Consider the following 16,122-nt stretch of genomic DNA (forward strand, 5'->3'; position numbering starts at 1 on the left):
CGCTACGGTAATTTCACGTCGACATCGCGCTGGAGCCCGGCCGCCTTCACCGTGTTATAGAGGAGCATCGCGCGCGTCATCGGCCCCACGCCGCCGGGGACCGGGGTGATCGCCCCCGCCACCTCGCTGGCCGACTCGTAGTCAACGTCGCCGACGAGCTCGTACCCCTTCTCCGTGTCCGCGTCGACCCGGTTTATCCCCACGTCGATCACGGTCGCGCCCTCCTTGAGCATCGAGCCGTCCACGAACTCCGGGAGGCCGGCGGCGGCGACGACGAGGTCCGCGCCCGCCAGCTTCGCCTCGAGGTCCTCGGTCCGGGAGTGGCAGACCGTCGTCGTCGCGTTGCCGGTCGGCGACTTCTGGATCAGGAGGTTCGCCATCGGCTTGCCGACGATGTCGGAGCGGCCGACGACGACGGCGTCGGCGCCCTCCGTCTCCACGTCGTAGGCGTCGAGCAGCTTCTGGACGCCGTGGGGGGTACACGGCTTGAACCGCGCGTCGCCCGCGACGAGGCGGCCGACGTTCTCCGGGTGGAAGCCGTCCACGTCCTTCTCCGGGTCGATCCGCCGGAGGACCGTCCGCTTGTCCACGTGGTCCGGCAGCGGCAGTTGGACCAGAATTCCGTGGACGTCGTCGCGGTCGTTGAGGTCGTCGATCGTCTCGTACAGCTCGCTCGCGGGGGCGTCGGCGTCGATCTCGACGTGGAAGCTCTCGATGCCGACCTCCTCGCAGTCGCGCTGTTTCATCGAGACGTACGTCTCGCTGGCCGGGTCGTCGCTCATCAGCACCGTGGCGAGCCCCGGCGCGACGCCGGCGTCGGAGAGCCGCGTCACCTCGTCGGCGACCGCGCCGCGCACGTCGGCCGCGACCGCCTCCCCGTCGATGATCTCTGTCACGGGAGAACATCGACGGCGGCGGGATAAAAATCATACGGGATCGTGGTTATCGGCTCGCTAATATCGAATATTATGTACAAGAACGCGGATCGGCTACTCGGGGAACAGCTCTTCCTCGCGCTCGACGGCGTCGATCGCGGCGACCTCCGCGTCGGCCAGTTCGAGGTCGGCCGCGGCGAGGTTCGCCCGGAGGTGGGCCTCGCTCGACGCCTTCGGGATCGTCACCACCGGCTCCTTGGCGGCGGCCCACGCGATCGCGACCGCCTCGGGCGTCGTCCCGTGCGCCTCGGCGACCTCGACGACGGCGTCGACCTCGCGCACCCGCCCGCCGGCGAGCGGGGAGTAGGCGACGACGGGATAGCCGTGCTCGCGGGCGTGGCCGAGCAGTTCCGGACGGTGGAAGAGAGGGTGGAGCTCGGTCTGGTGGGCGGCGGGCGGGCGACCGAGAACCTCGACCGCGCGGTCGAGGTCCGCGACCTCGAAGTTCGAGACGCCGACGTTCCGCACGAGGCCCTCCTCGACCAGTCGGTCGAGCGCCGGCAGCGTCGCCTCCGGGTCGTAGTCGCCGCGCGGGCGGTGGACGTACAGCAGGTCGATCGCGTCGACCCCCAGCCGCTCCGCGCTCTCGCGGGCCGCGGGCGCGACGGCCTCGCCCCCGAGGTCGTCGATCCACAGCTTCGTCGCGACTGTCACGTCGTCGCGGTCGAGGTCGGCGGCGGTCAGCCCCGCGGCGAGCCCGTCGCCGACGACCGCCTCGTTGTCGTAGATCCGAGCGGTGTCGAGGTGGCGGTAGCCGACCGAGAGCGCGGTCGCGACCGCGTCCGGGTCGTCGATCCCCATCGTTCCGAGGCCGACCGGCGGGAGGTCCATGCGCCGGGGTCCGGGCGACGCGGACAAAAGCCTCCCGTCACGTCGCCGACCGCGGTCCGACGCGGCGCCGAGGGCCACGGGATCACTTAGGTGAGCGGCGGTCGTAGCCCCGGCCGTCGATGTCAGTCCGCCCTCCGCGTAGTCCCCGCGCCGGACCCGCTCCGTCCGCTCCGTCCGCGCTGCCCGTCGAACAAATGTCGATCGATCCCCGCGCCGCGTGACCCGGACCGGGACGTGGTCGTTCGCGACGACCGCGGGACGGGTCGAGGTCGCGCCCGACGAGATCCGCGTTCGGAAGCGGCTCGCTCGCGTGGCCGAGACGACCGTCAGGCGCCTCGCGAGCGGCCGAGCGCCCCCAGTCGGACGCGAGGTGAGCTGGTCGGTCGTCGCGAGCGGGATCGCCCTCCTCGGGACCCTGATCGAGCTGTTCGCCGGGTCCGGCGGGGGGACCGAGGTGGCCGGGTTCGCGCTCGCGACGGCGCTCGCCGGGACCGGCGTCACCGCGCTCCAGAACGCCCGCGTCGAGGTGTCGACCCGCGATGTCCAGTACGTCGCGTTCAGGGACGGCGACGTGGTCGTCGTCCGCGACGACGACGGCGACGAGGCCGAGACCGTCCTTCGTCCCCGGTCGCCCGCGGCCCGGAACGACGCGGCGCTCGCCTTCCGACTGCGCGGGATCGAGGTCCGCGGCGCAGACGACGCGGAGGGCGTCTCCCGGACCGTCGTCGACGCGCCGAAGGCCGAACTGGTCGCGTGAGTCACCGCGTCATCGACACCGACCGCTCGACGACCTCGTACCCCTGCGCGGCGAGCACGTCGGCGTAGTACCGCTCCGCGACCCGTCCCTGCGGGAGGCGGCGGAGGTCGAACCGCCGCGTCGGCCGCAGTTCGATGTCGACCACACTCCCGCCGTCGGCCGCCTCGCGGACCGCGACCGCGTACGACGCCCACGGCTTCCCGCCTGCGCTCCCCTCGATTTCGACCGTCGCGACCGGCCGGCGCTCGGGCTCGTCCCCGTCGACCTCCTCGTCTCGCGCGTCCCCGTCGCTCACGTCGACGGAGAGGTCGAGTTCGACCGTCTTGAGCCCCAGGAGGTACGAGAATTCGTACGTCGCTGCCGTTCCGGACGCGCCCCCGTCGGCGGAGTCGGCCGGGCCGTCGTCGACACCGCGCACCTCGTCGGCGACGGCCCACTGGAACGCGAGGATCGGCGGCCTCGCGGACGCGAACTCGCGCACGACGGTCGCCGGCGGGGCGTCCGTCCGGAGCCGCGCGGTGCCGCGCCGCCGGAACGCGGGCGCGCGGAGCGCGAGCAAGAGGAGGCCGCCGACCGCCACGCCGGGCCAGAACGAGAGCGCGGCGACGGCCGCGAGGACGGCGCCGGCGGCGAGCAGCGCGAGCGTCCAACTGACCGCGCGTTCGGCGCGGCGGTAGCGGGCGGTCGATTCGTGGAGTGCGTCTCGGTCGGTGCGCCGGCGCGACCCGACGCGGGCGGAGGGCGCGGACACGGCTCCGACTCGTCGGGCGCGCAGTTCAGGATTGCGGTCGGATCCCGGTCGGACCCCCGGGGAACGGCGGTCAGGCCGGACCGTCGGTCGGCGCGCGGCCGCAGATGCTGACGAGGTCGTGGAGGTCGTCTATCTCGTAGGTCGGGTGGCAGGCGAGCTCCGTCGACCGGCGGTGCGGGCGCCGGAGGAACGCGGAGTCGATCCCCGCGTTGTCGGCCGCGCGCACGTCGGACTCGTTGTCACCGACGAACAGCGCCGTCTCGGCGCCCATATCTTCGAGGGCGCGTTCGAGGTAGTACGGGGAGGGCTTCTTGCGCGAGAGGCTGGCCACCGAGGGCTCGCGCCCGTACGCGACCTCGAAGTGGCCCGCCAGCCCGAAGTGGTCGAGGAGGGCGTCGACGGTCTCCTGCTGGTTCGAGGAGACGACGCCGAGCGAGGCGTCGAGCGCGCGGAGCGCGTCCACGTCGTCGTACGGCGTCTTCTGTCCCTTCCGGGCCGCGTCGATCTGCGCCGCGGCGGCGGTCTCGTCCCGGACCCGCCAGAACTCCGTCGGGTCGACCCCGTACCGCTCGCAGATGTCGGTCAGGGTCGCGGGGTCGACGCCGACGGCCACGTCGTCGACGTGCGAGAGGTCCGGATCCTCGACGCCGAGGCTCACGAACGCGTCCCACGCGGCCTCGCGGAGCGTGTCGAACGGCGTCCGCCCGACCAACACCCCGTCGTTGTCGAGGACGACGGCGTCGTACACGCCTTCCTGTGCGGGGGTAACGGGCAAAAAGCTTTCACACGCCGGGGGACGGCGCCTCACACGCCGAAGAGGCGGAGGAAGAGCCCGGCAAGCACCGCGAGCGCGCCGGCGATCACGCCGACGAAGGGGATCGGAACCGGCAGCGGGATCACGATCAGCGCGACGCCGACGGCGATCAGGGCGGTCGAGAGCTTCACGAAGCGGCTTCGTCGGCGACGCCCAAATACCTTCAGGCGGATTCCGGCGACCGGGCGAGACGTGTCGGCGGGCGCGACGACTCCCGCACTTTCAATACCCGGCCCGTCGAACTCTCAGAGTGGACTATGAACATCTCTGATATCGCGGTCGCGGAATACGTGGAGGTCGACGTCGACGAGCGGCTCGCCAAGGTCCGTTCTATCTTCGAGCGAGAGAACCCCAAGGGGATCGTCGTCGTCGAGGACGGCGAGTACGCCGGCGTCGTCGGCGAGAAACAGCTGATGCGGTCGCGCATGGAGGACGACACGAAGGTGTCGGCGGTGATGAAGCCCGCGCCCTCCGTCGACCGACACGAGGACGTGCGCGAGACCGCTCGGCTCCTCGTCGAGGGCGACGTGAAGATCGCGCCCGTCTACGAGGGGGAGAAGCTCTACGGGATCGTCACCGTCGACCAGATCCTCGAGGCCGTCATCGACAGCCTCGACGCGATCACCGTCGCCCAGATCGCCACCGAGGACGTGATCGGCATCGGCGAGACGGAGAGCGTCGGCCGCGCGATCAACCGCCTCCGGGAGAACGGCGTCTCCCGGCTCCCGGTCCTCGACGACGAGGGCGACCTCGTCGGCGTCGTCACCACGAACGACATCGTGGAGTTCGTCGTCCGCGACCAGGAGCGGCAGGGCAGCGGCGACCGCGCCGGCGACATCGACCGGATGCTCGACATCCCCGTCTACGACATCATGTCGAGCCCCGTCGTCACGGCGGCGAACGACGAGACCGCGCAGACGGTCGTCCAGCGCATGTTCGACAACGACGTCTCCGGGCTGGTCGTCACCCCCGAGGGCGCCGACACCGTCGCCGGGATGGTGACGAAGACCGACGTGCTGCGCGCGCTCACGTTCACCGAGCAGGACTCGATGGACGTCCAGATCACGAACGTCGACCTGCTGGAGGGGACCTCCCGCGAACACATCGTCGAGTCCATCGAGCAGGTCGCGGACAAGTACGCGGAGATGCAGGTCATCCACGCGCACGTCCGGCTCCACGCGCACAAGGAGAAGCTCCGCGGCACGCCCCTGATCCAGTGTCAGATCCGCCTCCGCACCAACGAGGGGCAGGTCGGCGGCTCCGGCGAGGGGTACGGCGCCGAGCACGCCTTCCACGTCGCGCTCGACAAGCTAGAGCGGAACGTCCTCGAAATCAAGGGCGTCAACGCCGACGAGGAGTACCGCGGCCAGCTCCTCCGGAAGCTCGGCGAGCTGTGAGCCGGTAGGTCGCCGTCCGGTCGACGACCGCCCTCTTCTTCTCCGCCTTCCGCGGCCGCTTGCCGCGTCGGCTACCCGTCGCCCCCCTCCGCGAGCCCGTCGCCGACGATCCGGAAGGTCGCGGTGTCGCCCGCGGGCTTCGACCGGTGCTTTTCGAGGGTCACGCGGCGGTTCCCGCCGCGGAACCGGTCGACGCGGAGGATCGCGCCGGTCCAGTGGTTGAGGGTGTTGCCGCCGAGCGCGCGGTCCCGGTCCCCCTCCGGGTCGGTGAACACCTGGTTCGTTATCACCACGGCGACGTCGTGACGCCGGGCGAGAGAGAGGAGATGGGTCACCTGCTTCGCGACCTTCCGGAGCGACTCGCCGCCCTGGGTGTCGCCGGCGCGCTCCAGCCGGTAGAAGCCCGTCGCGGAGTCTAAGACGATCAGCTCGATCTCCTCGGCGAGCTCCTCGGCGTCGCGGACCGCCTCGCGCTGGTCGTCGAAGTCGTACGCCTCCGAGATGACCAGCCGCGAGGCGAGCGCTTCGAGGTCGTCGTCGCCGTCGCCCCGGTCGAGCCGGCCGGCGGCCATCTGCTCGAACCGGTCGATGGAGAGCCCCTCGGTGTCGATGTAGAGGGCGCGGTCGCCGCCGGCCGCGACCTCGACCGCCGCGGCGAGCGCGAGGTTCGTCTTCCCCGCGGCCGGCGGGCCGTACACCTGCGTGACGACGCCGCGCTCGAAGCCGCCGCCCAACAGCTCGTCGACCGGCCGGCAGCCGGTCGGGATCGGATCGCTCACTGGACCCGACTTGGCCCGGGCTCGTATTTAAACGGTCGATCGCGTCGCTCCGCGGGGGCCGACGGTCGCGCGTCCGCGGTCAGCCGCCGCTCGTCGAGGTGTAATAAGTGTGAGAGAAACGGAGACGGCGCCGATCGCGTCGAGCGACGGCCGAAATCCGGTGGTTCGTGCGGACGCGTCGTCCGCGGTGTGAAGGGTTAGTTGCGGACGAGGTTCGTCGCGCGGGGTCCCTTGGGGGACGACTCGATGTCGAACTCCACTTCCTGCCCCTCCTCGAGGTCCGGGCCGCCGACGTCTTCCATGTGGAAGAACACGTCTTCGTCGTCGTCGAGGTCGCCGTCGTCAGTCGAGATGAAACCGTAGCCGCCAGTGTCGTTGAAGAAATCAACCTTACCGTTTGCCATTGCGAATAAACGTACAGCCGGTTCGGGGATAACCCTTGCGAGGGTCACGGTACCACGGGGGTTCCGGACGTTCGTCCAAGCGCGCAGTCTCCGGAGAACGGCCGCTCACGGCCGCTGAACCGGCTCATCGGGCGGCTGCGGTCGTGTTCATCGCGCGCCACCAGCCGCGGGGTTCATTTACGAGCGACCACGTAGGTCGGACAACGACATGGACCGCCGCCACTTCCTCCGCACGCTCGCCGCGACCGGCGCCGTCGCCGGGACCACCGCGACGGCCGGCTGCGCCGGCGTCCTCGGCGACTCCGGTCCCGAGGGGACGGTCCTCGGTCCGCCGGAGCAGAGCCGCGGCGATCCGGTTCATCCGATCCAGGGCGACGAGATGCCCGAGTTCACCGTGCCGGACCCGATCACCGGCGAGGAGATATCGACGGCGCAGTTCGAGGGGGAGCGCGCGTTCCTGTGGACCTCCTTCTACACGAGCTGCCCCGACGGCGTCTGTCCGGCGCTCATCCTCCGGCTGCGGCGCGCACAGGAGGTCGCCGCCGAGGAGGGGTTCGGCGACGAGGCCGCGTTCCTCCCGCTCACGTTCGACCCCGAGCGCGACACCGCCGAGGTGCTCCGCGAGTACGCGAACCGGCGAGGGGTCGACCTCGACGCCGGCAACTGGCACTTCCTGCGGCCCGAGAGCTACGAGGCGGGCGTCGAGTTGATGGACGAGAACTTCGGGCTCAAGATCCAGAAGACGGACGCCGAGGGGTACGAGAACCTGGAGTACGCGTTCCCGCACTACGGGCTCATCCTGCTCGTCAACAAGCGCGGCATCGTCGAGCGCGCGTACCCGCGCGGGCCGGCCACCGACGTGGAACGGATCGTCGACGACTTCAGACGGGTGGTCACGGCGTGAGGCGGCGGCACCTGCTGGCGGGGCTCGCGAGCGTCGGCGTCCTCGGCGGAGCGGGCGCCGTCGCGACCGGCGGGGTCCCGGACCCGCTCGGGGGCGAGGAGGCCCCCGAGCCGGTCGAGCCGGTGACGATCGACGCCATCGACGCGCCGGGAAGCCGCGACGGCGAGGTGACGATCCCCGCGCCCGACCGGCCGACGTTCGTCGACTTCTTCGGGACGTGGTGTCCGCCCTGCGCCGAGCAGATGCCGGCCCTCGTCGCGGCGCACGACCGGATCGGCGACGACGTGCTGTTCGTCTCCGTGACGACGGAGCCGGTCGGCGAGGCGGTCAGCGAGGAGACGGTGGTCGACTGGTGGCGCGAGCACGACGGCGACTGGCTCGTCGCGGCCGACGTCGCGGCCGAACTCGCGGCGCGGCTCAACGTCGGGAGCTACCCGAGCGCGCGCGCCGTCGACGCCTCGGGGCGCGTCCGCTGGGCGACCTCCGGGACGCACACCGCAGACGAGTTCGTCGCGGGCATCGAGCGGGCGCTCGACCGATGACCCGACGGCGCGACCGATGACCGACGTCTCGCTCGCGACGAACGTCCCGTTCGCCGTGACCGCGGGCGTGGCGACGTTCTTCTCGCCGTGCGCGTACCCGCTCCTCCCGGGGTACGTCGGCTTCTACGTGAACTCCGTCGAGGCCGACTCCGCGTCGGTGGTCGGCGCGGGCGCCCGCGGGGTCGCGGCCGCGGTCGGCGTGTTGGCGACGTTCGCGCTGCTCGCCGGCGCGACCGTCCGGATCGGCTACTCGACGCTGTCGAACATCACCGTCTTCGAGACGCTCGTCGGGGCGCTGCTGATCGCCTTCGGCCTGCTCGTGGTCAGCGGGCGCGCGCCGTCGGTGTCGGTGCCCCTGCCGGAGCGGCGCGCGAGCGTGTTCGGCTTCGGCGTCTTCGGCGCGGGGTACGCGCTGGCCGGCGCGGGCTGCGTGGCGCCGGTGTTCCTCGGCGTCGTCGCCCGCGCGGTCGCGCTCCCGGCCGAGGCGGCGACCCTCGTCGTCGGCGTCTACGCCGGGACCGTCGCCGTCCTGATGGCCGCGACCACGGTCGCGACGGGCGTCGGCCTCGTCAGCAACGCGAACCGGGTGATGGCCCACGCCGGCCTGCTGAAGCGGATCGCCGGCGCCGTGATGGTCGTCGCGGGGGTCGGACAGCTCTACCTCGCGCTGGTCGTGTACTGAATCCGGCGCGTCGCGGGCGCCCCCTGTGAGGCGCCCGCACGCCGCCCCATACCTTCTTAACCGATAGCGGGGAATCTCCGTACAGCCGAACCGAACGGTTCGGTCCCCGCATCATGAACCTAGACGAGTTCACCGCCGCGAACGCACCGACCGACAGCGCGGAACCCTTCCAGCGCGAGAACAGCTACACCCTCGACGTCGAGGTTTCCGGCACCGTCATGGCGAAGGCCGGCTCGATGGTGGCGTACACGGGCGACGTGTCGTTCACCGGGAAGGCCTCGGCCGAGGGCGGGATCACCGGCTTCCTCAAGGAGGCCGCGACCGGCGAGGGGACGCCGATCATGGCCGTCGAGGGCGACGGACACGTCTACTTCGCGGACGACGGCAAGAAGGTCCAGGTGATCGAGCTCGGCGCCGGCGAGTCGATCACGGTCAACGGCGAGGACGTGCTCGCGTTCGAGGAGTCGCTCTCCTACGAGATCAACACCATCGACAGCCTCGCCGGCGCGCTCGCCGGCGGCTTCAGCAACGTCTACCTCGAGGGGCCGGGCTACGTCGCGATCACGACGCACGGCGACCCGATCGTCTTGGAGCCGCCGGTGGCGACCGACCCGAGCGCGACCGTCGCGTGGGGCGGCACGTCGCCGGACGTGGAGGTCAACCGGAGCCTCTCGGACATGATCGGCCAGGAGTCGGGCGAGCGCTACCAGATGCGCTTCGACGGCGCCGACGGCTTCGTCGTGGTCCAGCCGCGCGAGGAACACGTCTGAGGCTGGGAGGCGACGCCCCCGCGACCGCGGTTACCGCGCGGCCAGCCAGTCGGCGAAGCCGCCGGTGAGGAAGTCGACGTAGTCGGTGACGCCGAGGACTAACGAGACGAAGATGACGACGACGAGGGGGAGTCGAACGACCCAGATCCACGCGCCGTCGAAGCCGGCGGCGTCGCCCATCCCCTTCCTAAGCTCCTCGCGGCCGACGCCGGGCACGACCCAGCCGACGAACAGCGCGAGCAGCAGCGATCCGAGGACGAGCAGGATGCCGTACGCGAGCCCGTCGTACAGGCCGAGGAAGATCGAGTCGATCGTCACCGGCACGCCGAGCAGGAACACCGCGGCGCCCAGCGCGGCTGACGCCGGGAGGCGGGCGACGCCGACCTCGTCGATCAGGTAGGAGACGAGCACTTCGAGGATGCTGATCGCCGACGAGAGCGCGGCGATCCCGACCATGCCGAAGAAGACGATCCCGAGGATCCGGCCGCCGGGGATCCCGGCAAACGCGGCCGTGAGACTGACGAAGATCGCGCCGGGACCGCCGGAGCCCGGTTCGATCCCGACCGTGAAGAGGACGGGGAAGACGACGAAGCCGACGAGGACGGCGACGAGCGTGTCGAGCGTCGCGATGATCCCGGCGTCGGCCGCGAGGTTCCGGTCCTCGCCGAGGTAGGAGGCGTAGGTGATCATCACGCCCATCCCGAGCGAGAGCGTGAAGAACGCCTGTCCGGCCGCGGCGGGGAGGATCTCCGTCCAGTTCGCCGCGATCGTGCCGAAGTCCGGCGAGAGGTAGTAGGCGTACGCCGCGCTCGCGCCGTCGAGCGTGAACCCGTACGCGGCCAGGCCCACGAGGAGCACGAGGATGGCGGGGATCATCACCTTCACGCTCAGTTCGATCCCGCGCCTGACGCCGGCGGCGATGATGCCGACGACGAGGAGCATGAACAGGGCGTGGAAGACGAGCGTGTCGAGTCCCGTCGAGACCGTCTGGTACAGCGCCTCGGCCTCGGCCGGGTCGGTCAGCGTGTACCCCTCGGTGATCCCGATGAGCGTGTAGCGCAGGAACCACCCCGCGACGACGCTGTAGTACGAGAGGATGATGAACCCGGTGACGACGAACAGCCACCCGGCGGACCCCCAGACGCCGCTGCCGAGTTCCCGCAGCGCGCCGACCGGGTTCCGGTCGGTCCGGCGCCCGATGACGAACTCCACGAGGATCGCCGGGAACCCGATCAGCGCGACGAACGCCAGGTAGGTGATCAGAAACGACGATCCGCCGTACTGGCCGGTGATGAACGGGAACCGCCAGACGTTCCCCAACCCGACCGCGCTGCCGACCGCGGCGAGGATGAAGCCCGCTCGCGTCGCCCACGTCTCGCGTGCCATTTGTGTGCCGGATGAATCCTCGCTCCCCCCTAAAAACGTGTCTCTCCGGCGCTCTTACCACCGATCATCGAACATGATCAATCGGTCACCGGCGGCGGCGGAGGGGGACGGCGACCCGCGGTCGCGCCGGGAGGGCGACCCGATCCGCGCCGCGTCGGGGACCGTGAATTTAATAGCCGGACGGCAACCTCTCGGGGTATGGAACGCGTAGACGTCGCGATCGTGGGCGGTGGGCCGGCCGGGTCGTCCGCGGCGCACGCGGCCGCGACCGGCGGCGCGGACGCCCTGGTCATCGAGAAGGGGGTCCCACGGGCCGACCGCGACCGCCTCGGCCCGGACTCCACCGACGCGGCCGGCATCTTGGACTACTGGGTGGACATCATGGGGATCCACCCCGACGAGTTCGACGACGGGGTCGTTCAGCGCGAGCTGAACCGCGCGGAGTTCCGCGGACCCGACGAGGCGGCGACGCTGACCTCGACCGGCATCGACTCCTCGTACGACAAGTTCGGCTACACCTTCCAGCGCGCGCGATTCGACGACTGGCTCCGCAACCGCGCCGAGGACGCGGGCGCCGAGTACCGCGTCGGCACCTCGGTCCGCGGCGTCGACACCGACCTCGCGGTCGCGCCCGGCGACGACGGCCCGCGCCACGTGCTCGACCTCGCGGACGGCGGGAGCGTCGGCGCCGACTTCGTCGTCCTCGCTGACGGCCCGCAGCGGACGGTGACGAACCGCGTCCTCGACGAGTACCTGCCGGCGGACGCGCAGGCCTCCGAGCGGTTGGCCTCCCGCACGGCGAACCACATCGCCTACCAGGAGTACCGGCGCGTCCCCGAGGCGGTGTTCGAGGAGGTGAACGACGCCATCGTCTTCTGGTGGGGCGTGATGCCCGGAGAGACCGCGTACCCGTGGATCTTCCCGAACGCGGACCGGGTCTGTCGGATCGGGCTGACGATGCCGATCGGCCTCGACATCGACGAGGTGGACGCCTCGGAGTACGCCCTCCTCCGCGAGGACGACGAGTCGATACCGCAGGGCGGCGAGTACATCCGCCGCCTCCTGGAGTGGCAGTACGGCGACGAGTACGACGTCGAGGAGGACTTCCCGCTGGTCGAGGAGGCCGGCAAGCGGAACGGGACGGAGACGTACCCGATCTCGTCGACGCGGCCGATCGACTCGCCCGTGGACGCCGGCATCGCGGTCGCGGGCGGCGCGATGGGGACGACCTCGGCGTTCCACGAGGGCGGCGACCACGTGGCGGTCCGCACCGGCGCCATCGCTGGCGAACTCGCCGCCGAGGGCGACCTGGCCGCCTACAACCGCCGCTGGAAGGAGGCGATCGGCGACGAGGTCGTCCGCAACGTGACCATGGCCGACATGGTCGCCGACTACGGCCCGGACGACTGGAACCGCGTCATCGGGGCGGCCGACGCGATGCTCGCCGCCGAGGCGGGCGGGAACCTCCTCTCGCAGCCGTACCGGTCCGGCTGGGAGTCGCTGAAGCTGCTGCTCGGCTACAAGTGGAACAAGCGCCGGGTGAAGGGCGACTACGTCGGCATCGACGAGAGCGAGTACGTCTACTGATCCGCGGCGCGCGCCCCGGTCCGGAGCGGGCTACCCAGGGCCGGCGCCGCGCCGGCGGCGCCGTTATCGGATGACCGGCGCCGCCAGTTCGACGGGCTCGCCGTCGACTCCCGCGACGTCGACCGGCTCGACCTCGTGGGTCGGCCACCGACCGGTCTTCGTGAGCCGCTCGGTCAGGTCCGGCGCGACGAGGTGCGTCTCCTCGCTTTTCGTCCCCTGAACCGTCGGGTTCCACGCGTAGCCCATCGGCCACCGGACCGGCTCGTCGCCGCCGGGCGTCGCGAACCACTCCCGGCCCGCGAAGCCGGCCGCGCCGCCCTGGTGGTGGTTCTCCCACTCGTCGCCGAAGCCGACCGCGTCGTACGCGTCCCGGATGGCGCCGAAGACGTCGCCGGCGGTGTCGGGGGCGTCGTCGTCCCCGGAGAGGGCTCCGGCCGCCGCGGCCTCGGTGGCGCGGACCGCCGTCGCCTCGACGCGCGCCGCGGCGCGGTGGCGCTCCTCGAACCAGTCCGGGGCGTCGAAGGCGACGGTGCGCGTCATCGAGGCGTACAGCCCGGCGCGCTCGGCGGTGACGGAGACGAGCGCGTAGTCGCCGAGCGCCGCGTCGGTCGGCGTGTAGTGTCGGAACGACTGCGCCCGCTCCGCGCCGCCGACGAGGACGACGGGCGTGTCCACGTCGCGTGAGGCGAGCGAGATGTCGATGCCGGCCGCGACCTCGTACTCGGGGTCCTCGGGTTCGAGGTTCCGACAGACCGTCTCGACGGCGGCCGCGACCTCGCGGCCGAGCTCGCGGTACCGCTCGACGTCGTCGTCGGTCAGGGGCTGTCTGAGCCGGCTCCCGTCGACGGCCTCGAAGCCCGGCACGTCGAAGTCGGCGGCCGCGGGCGCGGGCGAGCGCTCGGCGACCGCCTCCGGGAGCGAGTCGGCGTGCCACGGGAACGACTCGACCGCGAACGCCTCCGGGAGCTCCTCCGCGGCGAGTCGCTCCGCCTCGATGTTGTCGGTGATCACGCGGAGCTCGCCGTCGTAGCCGGCGGCCGCGACGCCCGTCGTCGCGTCGTCGTCGACGACGTTGTCGCCGCCGGTGAGCCACGCGAACCCGTTCGGGCGCGCGAACCAGACCGCTTCGAGCCCGCGCTCGTCGAGGTACGCGTCGAGCCTCTCCGTGCGGGCGGCAAGGTCGACCATACCCACGGACTCTCACCGAACGGGTAAAACCGGTCGGAACCGCGCCGACGGCCGAGAGACCGCCGCGCGGGGTCGGTGGGGCTCGACCCCGGAGGCCCCGAGACGACTCCGGCTGAGCCCGGACGAGCCGGGATCGTCGCCGCGCCGTCTCCCGATCGAGCGCTCGAAACCGAGTCGGCGGGCGGGCGGAAACGAAAGGTTCAATTACGTCCCTCGGAAACGAAGAGATGCGTCAGTAAGCCCCTGCGGGTTGGTAGTCTAGTCCGGTTATGACACCTCCTTGACATGGAGGAGGCCGGCAGTTCAAATCTGCCCCAACCCACTTTCTTATACCTGAAAACCGCACGACGGCGAGAGACGTGTGTGCCGTCGAAGGAACTCGGATCGCTGTGCTCTCCGATGGCAACGGGCACCCCCTGGGTGACCGCCGACCGACCCACAACCGACCGCTGACAGAGTAGATTGTCGGAAAGGCGGCACCGCCGACTCCACCGACCGGCCGGTCGGGAGTGGTACCGGACACGTACCTCTTTCCCTGTGTAGCGCAGTAAGGAAATATGAAACGAACAGGGGGTGCGCTCAAGGTCCTCCTGGTCGTGGGGATCGTCGTCCTCGCGGGCTGTGCCGGCGCGGCGCCCGGCGATCAGTCGCCGACGGGGCCGGACACGGGCGACGAGATCCCGGCCGGGACGGCGAACGGAACCGTCGAGGTCCACTACATCAATGTCGGGCAGTCGGTCAGTACGCTAATCTTCGGGCCGGAGGGCGAGACGATGCTCGTCGACACGGGCCACTACAACGACGACGGGGAGTACGTGCTGGAGTACCTCCGGCGACACGACGTCACGCGGATCGACCACCTCGTCACCTCGCACAACGACGCGGACCACATCGGCGGCAACGCGGCGGTCATCGAGTACTACGAGACGGAGGCCGACGGGATCGGGGCCGTCTACGACCCCGGGATCGCCGCGAGCACGCAGACGTACGCGGAGTACCTCGACGCCGTCGAGGAACACGACGTGACGCTGTACGAGACCCGCGAGGGCGACGCGATCTCGTTCGGCGCTGTCGACGTCGACGTGCTCGGGCCGCCCGAGCCGTACCTCGAAGGCGAAGCGCGCAACGAGAACAGCATCGTGCTGAAGCTCACGCACGGCGAGACGAGCTTCCTGCTCTCCGGCGACGCCGAGGACGATCAAGAGGAGTACCTGGTCGACACCTACGGCGCGGAGCTGCGGTCGACCGTGCTGAAGGCCGGCCACCACGGCTCGTCGAGCTCGTCGAGCGGCCCGTTCGTCGACGCGGTGGCCCCGCGGGCGGTCGTCGTGTCGAGCGCGTACGACTCGCAGTACGGGCACCCGACCGAGGAGGTGCTCCGCCGGTTCGCGGACCGGTCGATCCCGACGTACTGGACTGCGACGCACGGGAACGTCGTCCTCGTGAGCGACGGGAGCGGCGTCTCCGTGCGGACGCAACGCGACGCCCCCACCGATCCGCTCGCGCTCCGCGACGCCGAGCCGATCGAACCCGGCGCGGGGGGCGAGGTCGTCGAGCGCGCTCGGCTCGGGGGCGACCCAGTCGCGGGCGGGACCGACGGCGAGACCGGGGGCGATACCGGGGCCGACGGCGGCGGCGGGGACGAGGAGACGGCGAGCGGCGCGGACGCACTGGCGGTCGCCGCGGTCAACGCAGACGCCGAGGGCGCCGACGGGGAGAACCTCAACGACGAGTACGTGGTCTTCGAGAACACCGGCGAGGAACCGATCGACCTGTCCGGGTGGAACGTCGCGGACGAGGCGGGCCACAGCTACGAGTTCCCTGAGGGGTTCGCGCTCGACGCCGGGGCGACGGTCACGCTGCGGACCGGGAGCGGCGCGGACACCGAGACGGACCTGTACTGGGGCGCCGGGTCGCCGGTCTGGAACAACGCCGGCGACACCGTGATACTCTCGGACGCCGAGGGGGACCGCGTGCTGGAGGTGAGCTACGAGTGAGCGACGTCGACCTCCCGGACGGCGAGTACACCGCGGTCGTCGACGCCGTCGAGGACGGGCTCGCGACCGTGTTCTTCGAGCGGGACGGCGAGGAGGTGGGAGACGCGGTGGTGGACGCCGCGCGGCTCCCGCCGGACGGGCGACGCGCCGACGCCGTCCTCTCGGTGACTCTCAACGGCGGACGCATCGAGTCCGCCGCCTACGATCCCGAGCGGACGGAGGCGCGCTCGGAGGCGGCGCAGGACCGGTTCGACCGGCTCTCGGAGCGGCCGCCGTCCGACGACGACGCCTGACCGCTCGAGCGGTCGGAGCGCGCCGCGCCGGACGGACCGAGCGTTGAGCGCGGCGGGGGCTCGCGGGGGCGGACGATGCGAAGTTTCTTTAGCGTCACCCCGGAG

General features: G+C 71.2%; 18 protein-coding genes and 1 tRNA gene. 10 read left to right on the forward strand and 9 right to left on the reverse strand.

The window, feature by feature from the left end:
* Positions 1-2 precede the first annotated feature (2 nt).
* Positions 3-896, reverse strand: coding sequence for a bifunctional methylenetetrahydrofolate dehydrogenase/methenyltetrahydrofolate cyclohydrolase (locus DVK05_RS06520; RefSeq protein ID WP_121562592.1), 894 nt, complete (start codon positions 894-896; stop codon positions 3-5).
* Positions 897-989: 93 nt separating this feature from the next.
* Positions 990-1,766 carry an aldo/keto reductase gene (locus DVK05_RS06525; protein ID WP_121562593.1) on the reverse strand — a complete coding sequence of 259 codons (777 nt, stop codon included), beginning with the start codon at positions 1,764-1,766 and terminating at the stop codon, positions 990-992.
* A 217-nt stretch (positions 1,767-1,983) separates the two neighbouring features.
* On the opposite strand from DVK05_RS06525, the gene DVK05_RS06530 reads away from it, so the two are divergent.
* Positions 1,984-2,523, forward strand: a complete 540-nt coding sequence (locus DVK05_RS06530) for a hypothetical protein (RefSeq protein ID WP_121562594.1) — start codon at positions 1,984-1,986, stop codon at positions 2,521-2,523.
* 1 nt (position 2,524) lies between these two features.
* On the opposite strand, the gene DVK05_RS06535 is transcribed toward DVK05_RS06530, so the two are convergent.
* From DVK05_RS06535 to DVK05_RS17275, 3 genes are all read right to left on the reverse strand, one after another.
* Positions 2,525-3,274, reverse strand: coding sequence for a hypothetical protein (locus tag DVK05_RS06535; RefSeq protein WP_121562595.1), 750 nt, complete (start codon positions 3,272-3,274; stop codon positions 2,525-2,527).
* A gap of 70 nt (positions 3,275-3,344) precedes the next feature.
* A complete protein-coding gene (locus DVK05_RS06540; protein WP_053771033.1) occupies positions 3,345-4,022 on the reverse strand; it encodes an HAD family hydrolase in 678 nt (225 codons plus the stop codon).
* Positions 4,023-4,078: 56 nt separating this feature from the next.
* Complete coding sequence (locus DVK05_RS17275; RefSeq protein WP_173230156.1) at positions 4,079-4,219, reverse strand: hypothetical protein; 141 nt, start codon at positions 4,217-4,219, stop codon at positions 4,079-4,081.
* Positions 4,220-4,345: 126 nt separating this feature from the next.
* On the opposite strand from DVK05_RS17275, the gene DVK05_RS06545 reads away from it, so the two are divergent.
* Positions 4,346-5,485 (forward strand): CBS domain-containing protein, encoded by a 1,140-nt coding sequence (locus DVK05_RS06545; RefSeq protein ID WP_121562596.1) that lies wholly within the window; start codon positions 4,346-4,348, stop codon positions 5,483-5,485.
* Positions 5,486-5,556: 71 nt separating this feature from the next.
* Here the strand turns inward: DVK05_RS06545 and radB are convergent, their stop codons facing one another.
* A complete protein-coding gene (radB, locus tag DVK05_RS06550) occupies positions 5,557-6,264 on the reverse strand; it encodes a DNA repair and recombination protein RadB (RefSeq protein ID WP_121562597.1) in 708 nt (235 codons plus the stop codon).
* 197 nt (positions 6,265-6,461) lie between these two features.
* Positions 6,462-6,668 (reverse strand): cold-shock protein, encoded by a 207-nt coding sequence (locus DVK05_RS06555; protein WP_004595330.1) that lies wholly within the window; start codon positions 6,666-6,668, stop codon positions 6,462-6,464.
* Positions 6,669-6,876: 208 nt separating this feature from the next.
* On the opposite strand from DVK05_RS06555, the gene DVK05_RS06560 reads away from it, so the two are divergent.
* From DVK05_RS06560 to DVK05_RS06575, 4 genes are all read left to right on the forward strand, one after another.
* Entirely contained in the window at positions 6,877-7,572 is a 696-nt protein-coding gene (locus tag DVK05_RS06560; RefSeq protein WP_121562598.1) for an SCO family protein, read from the forward strand.
* Positions 7,569-8,114 (forward strand): TlpA disulfide reductase family protein, encoded by a 546-nt coding sequence (locus tag DVK05_RS06565; RefSeq protein ID WP_121562599.1) that lies wholly within the window; start codon positions 7,569-7,571, stop codon positions 8,112-8,114. Before DVK05_RS06560 ends, DVK05_RS06565 begins: the two co-directional genes overlap by 4 nt.
* 16 nt (positions 8,115-8,130) lie before the next feature.
* Positions 8,131-8,796, forward strand: a complete 666-nt coding sequence (locus DVK05_RS06570) for a cytochrome c biogenesis protein CcdA (RefSeq protein ID WP_121562600.1) — start codon at positions 8,131-8,133, stop codon at positions 8,794-8,796.
* 113 nt (positions 8,797-8,909) lie between these two features.
* The gene (locus DVK05_RS06575; RefSeq protein ID WP_121562601.1) at positions 8,910-9,566 is read left to right on the forward strand and encodes an AIM24 family protein; all 657 of its coding nucleotides are present in this window, start codon (positions 8,910-8,912) and stop codon (positions 9,564-9,566) included.
* A 30-nt stretch (positions 9,567-9,596) separates the two neighbouring features.
* Here the strand turns inward: DVK05_RS06575 and DVK05_RS06580 are convergent, their stop codons facing one another.
* A complete protein-coding gene (locus DVK05_RS06580; protein WP_121562602.1) occupies positions 9,597-10,952 on the reverse strand; it encodes a sodium-dependent transporter in 1,356 nt (451 codons plus the stop codon).
* 198 nt (positions 10,953-11,150) lie between these two features.
* Between DVK05_RS06580 and DVK05_RS06585 the strand changes: the two genes are divergently transcribed.
* Positions 11,151-12,539: an NAD(P)/FAD-dependent oxidoreductase gene (locus tag DVK05_RS06585; RefSeq protein WP_121562603.1), complete on the forward strand. Its 1,389-nt coding sequence runs from the start codon at positions 11,151-11,153 to the stop codon at positions 12,537-12,539.
* A gap of 63 nt (positions 12,540-12,602) precedes the next feature.
* Here the strand turns inward: DVK05_RS06585 and DVK05_RS06590 are convergent, their stop codons facing one another.
* Complete coding sequence (locus tag DVK05_RS06590) at positions 12,603-13,727, reverse strand: Xaa-Pro peptidase family protein (RefSeq protein WP_121562604.1); 1,125 nt, start codon at positions 13,725-13,727, stop codon at positions 12,603-12,605.
* A 247-nt stretch (positions 13,728-13,974) separates the two neighbouring features.
* On the opposite strand from DVK05_RS06590, the gene DVK05_RS06595 reads away from it, so the two are divergent.
* The 3 genes from DVK05_RS06595 to DVK05_RS06605 all read left to right on the forward strand — a co-directional run bounded on the left by DVK05_RS06595 (position 13,975) and on the right by DVK05_RS06605 (position 16,017).
* A tRNA-Val gene (locus DVK05_RS06595) sits at positions 13,975-14,049 on the forward strand.
* 235 nt (positions 14,050-14,284) lie between these two features.
* Positions 14,285-15,724, forward strand: coding sequence for a lamin tail domain-containing protein (locus tag DVK05_RS06600; RefSeq protein ID WP_233559413.1), 1,440 nt, complete (start codon positions 14,285-14,287; stop codon positions 15,722-15,724).
* Positions 15,721-16,017, forward strand: a complete 297-nt coding sequence (locus tag DVK05_RS06605; RefSeq protein ID WP_121562605.1) for a DUF3006 family protein — start codon at positions 15,721-15,723, stop codon at positions 16,015-16,017. Before DVK05_RS06600 ends, DVK05_RS06605 begins: the two co-directional genes overlap by 4 nt.
* The last annotated feature ends 105 nt before the right edge of the window (positions 16,018-16,122 follow it).

This window comes from Halorubrum sp. Atlit-8R, from assembly GCF_003666025.1.
GTDB classification, from domain to species: domain Archaea; phylum Halobacteriota; class Halobacteria; order Halobacteriales; family Haloferacaceae; genus Halorubrum; species Halorubrum salinarum.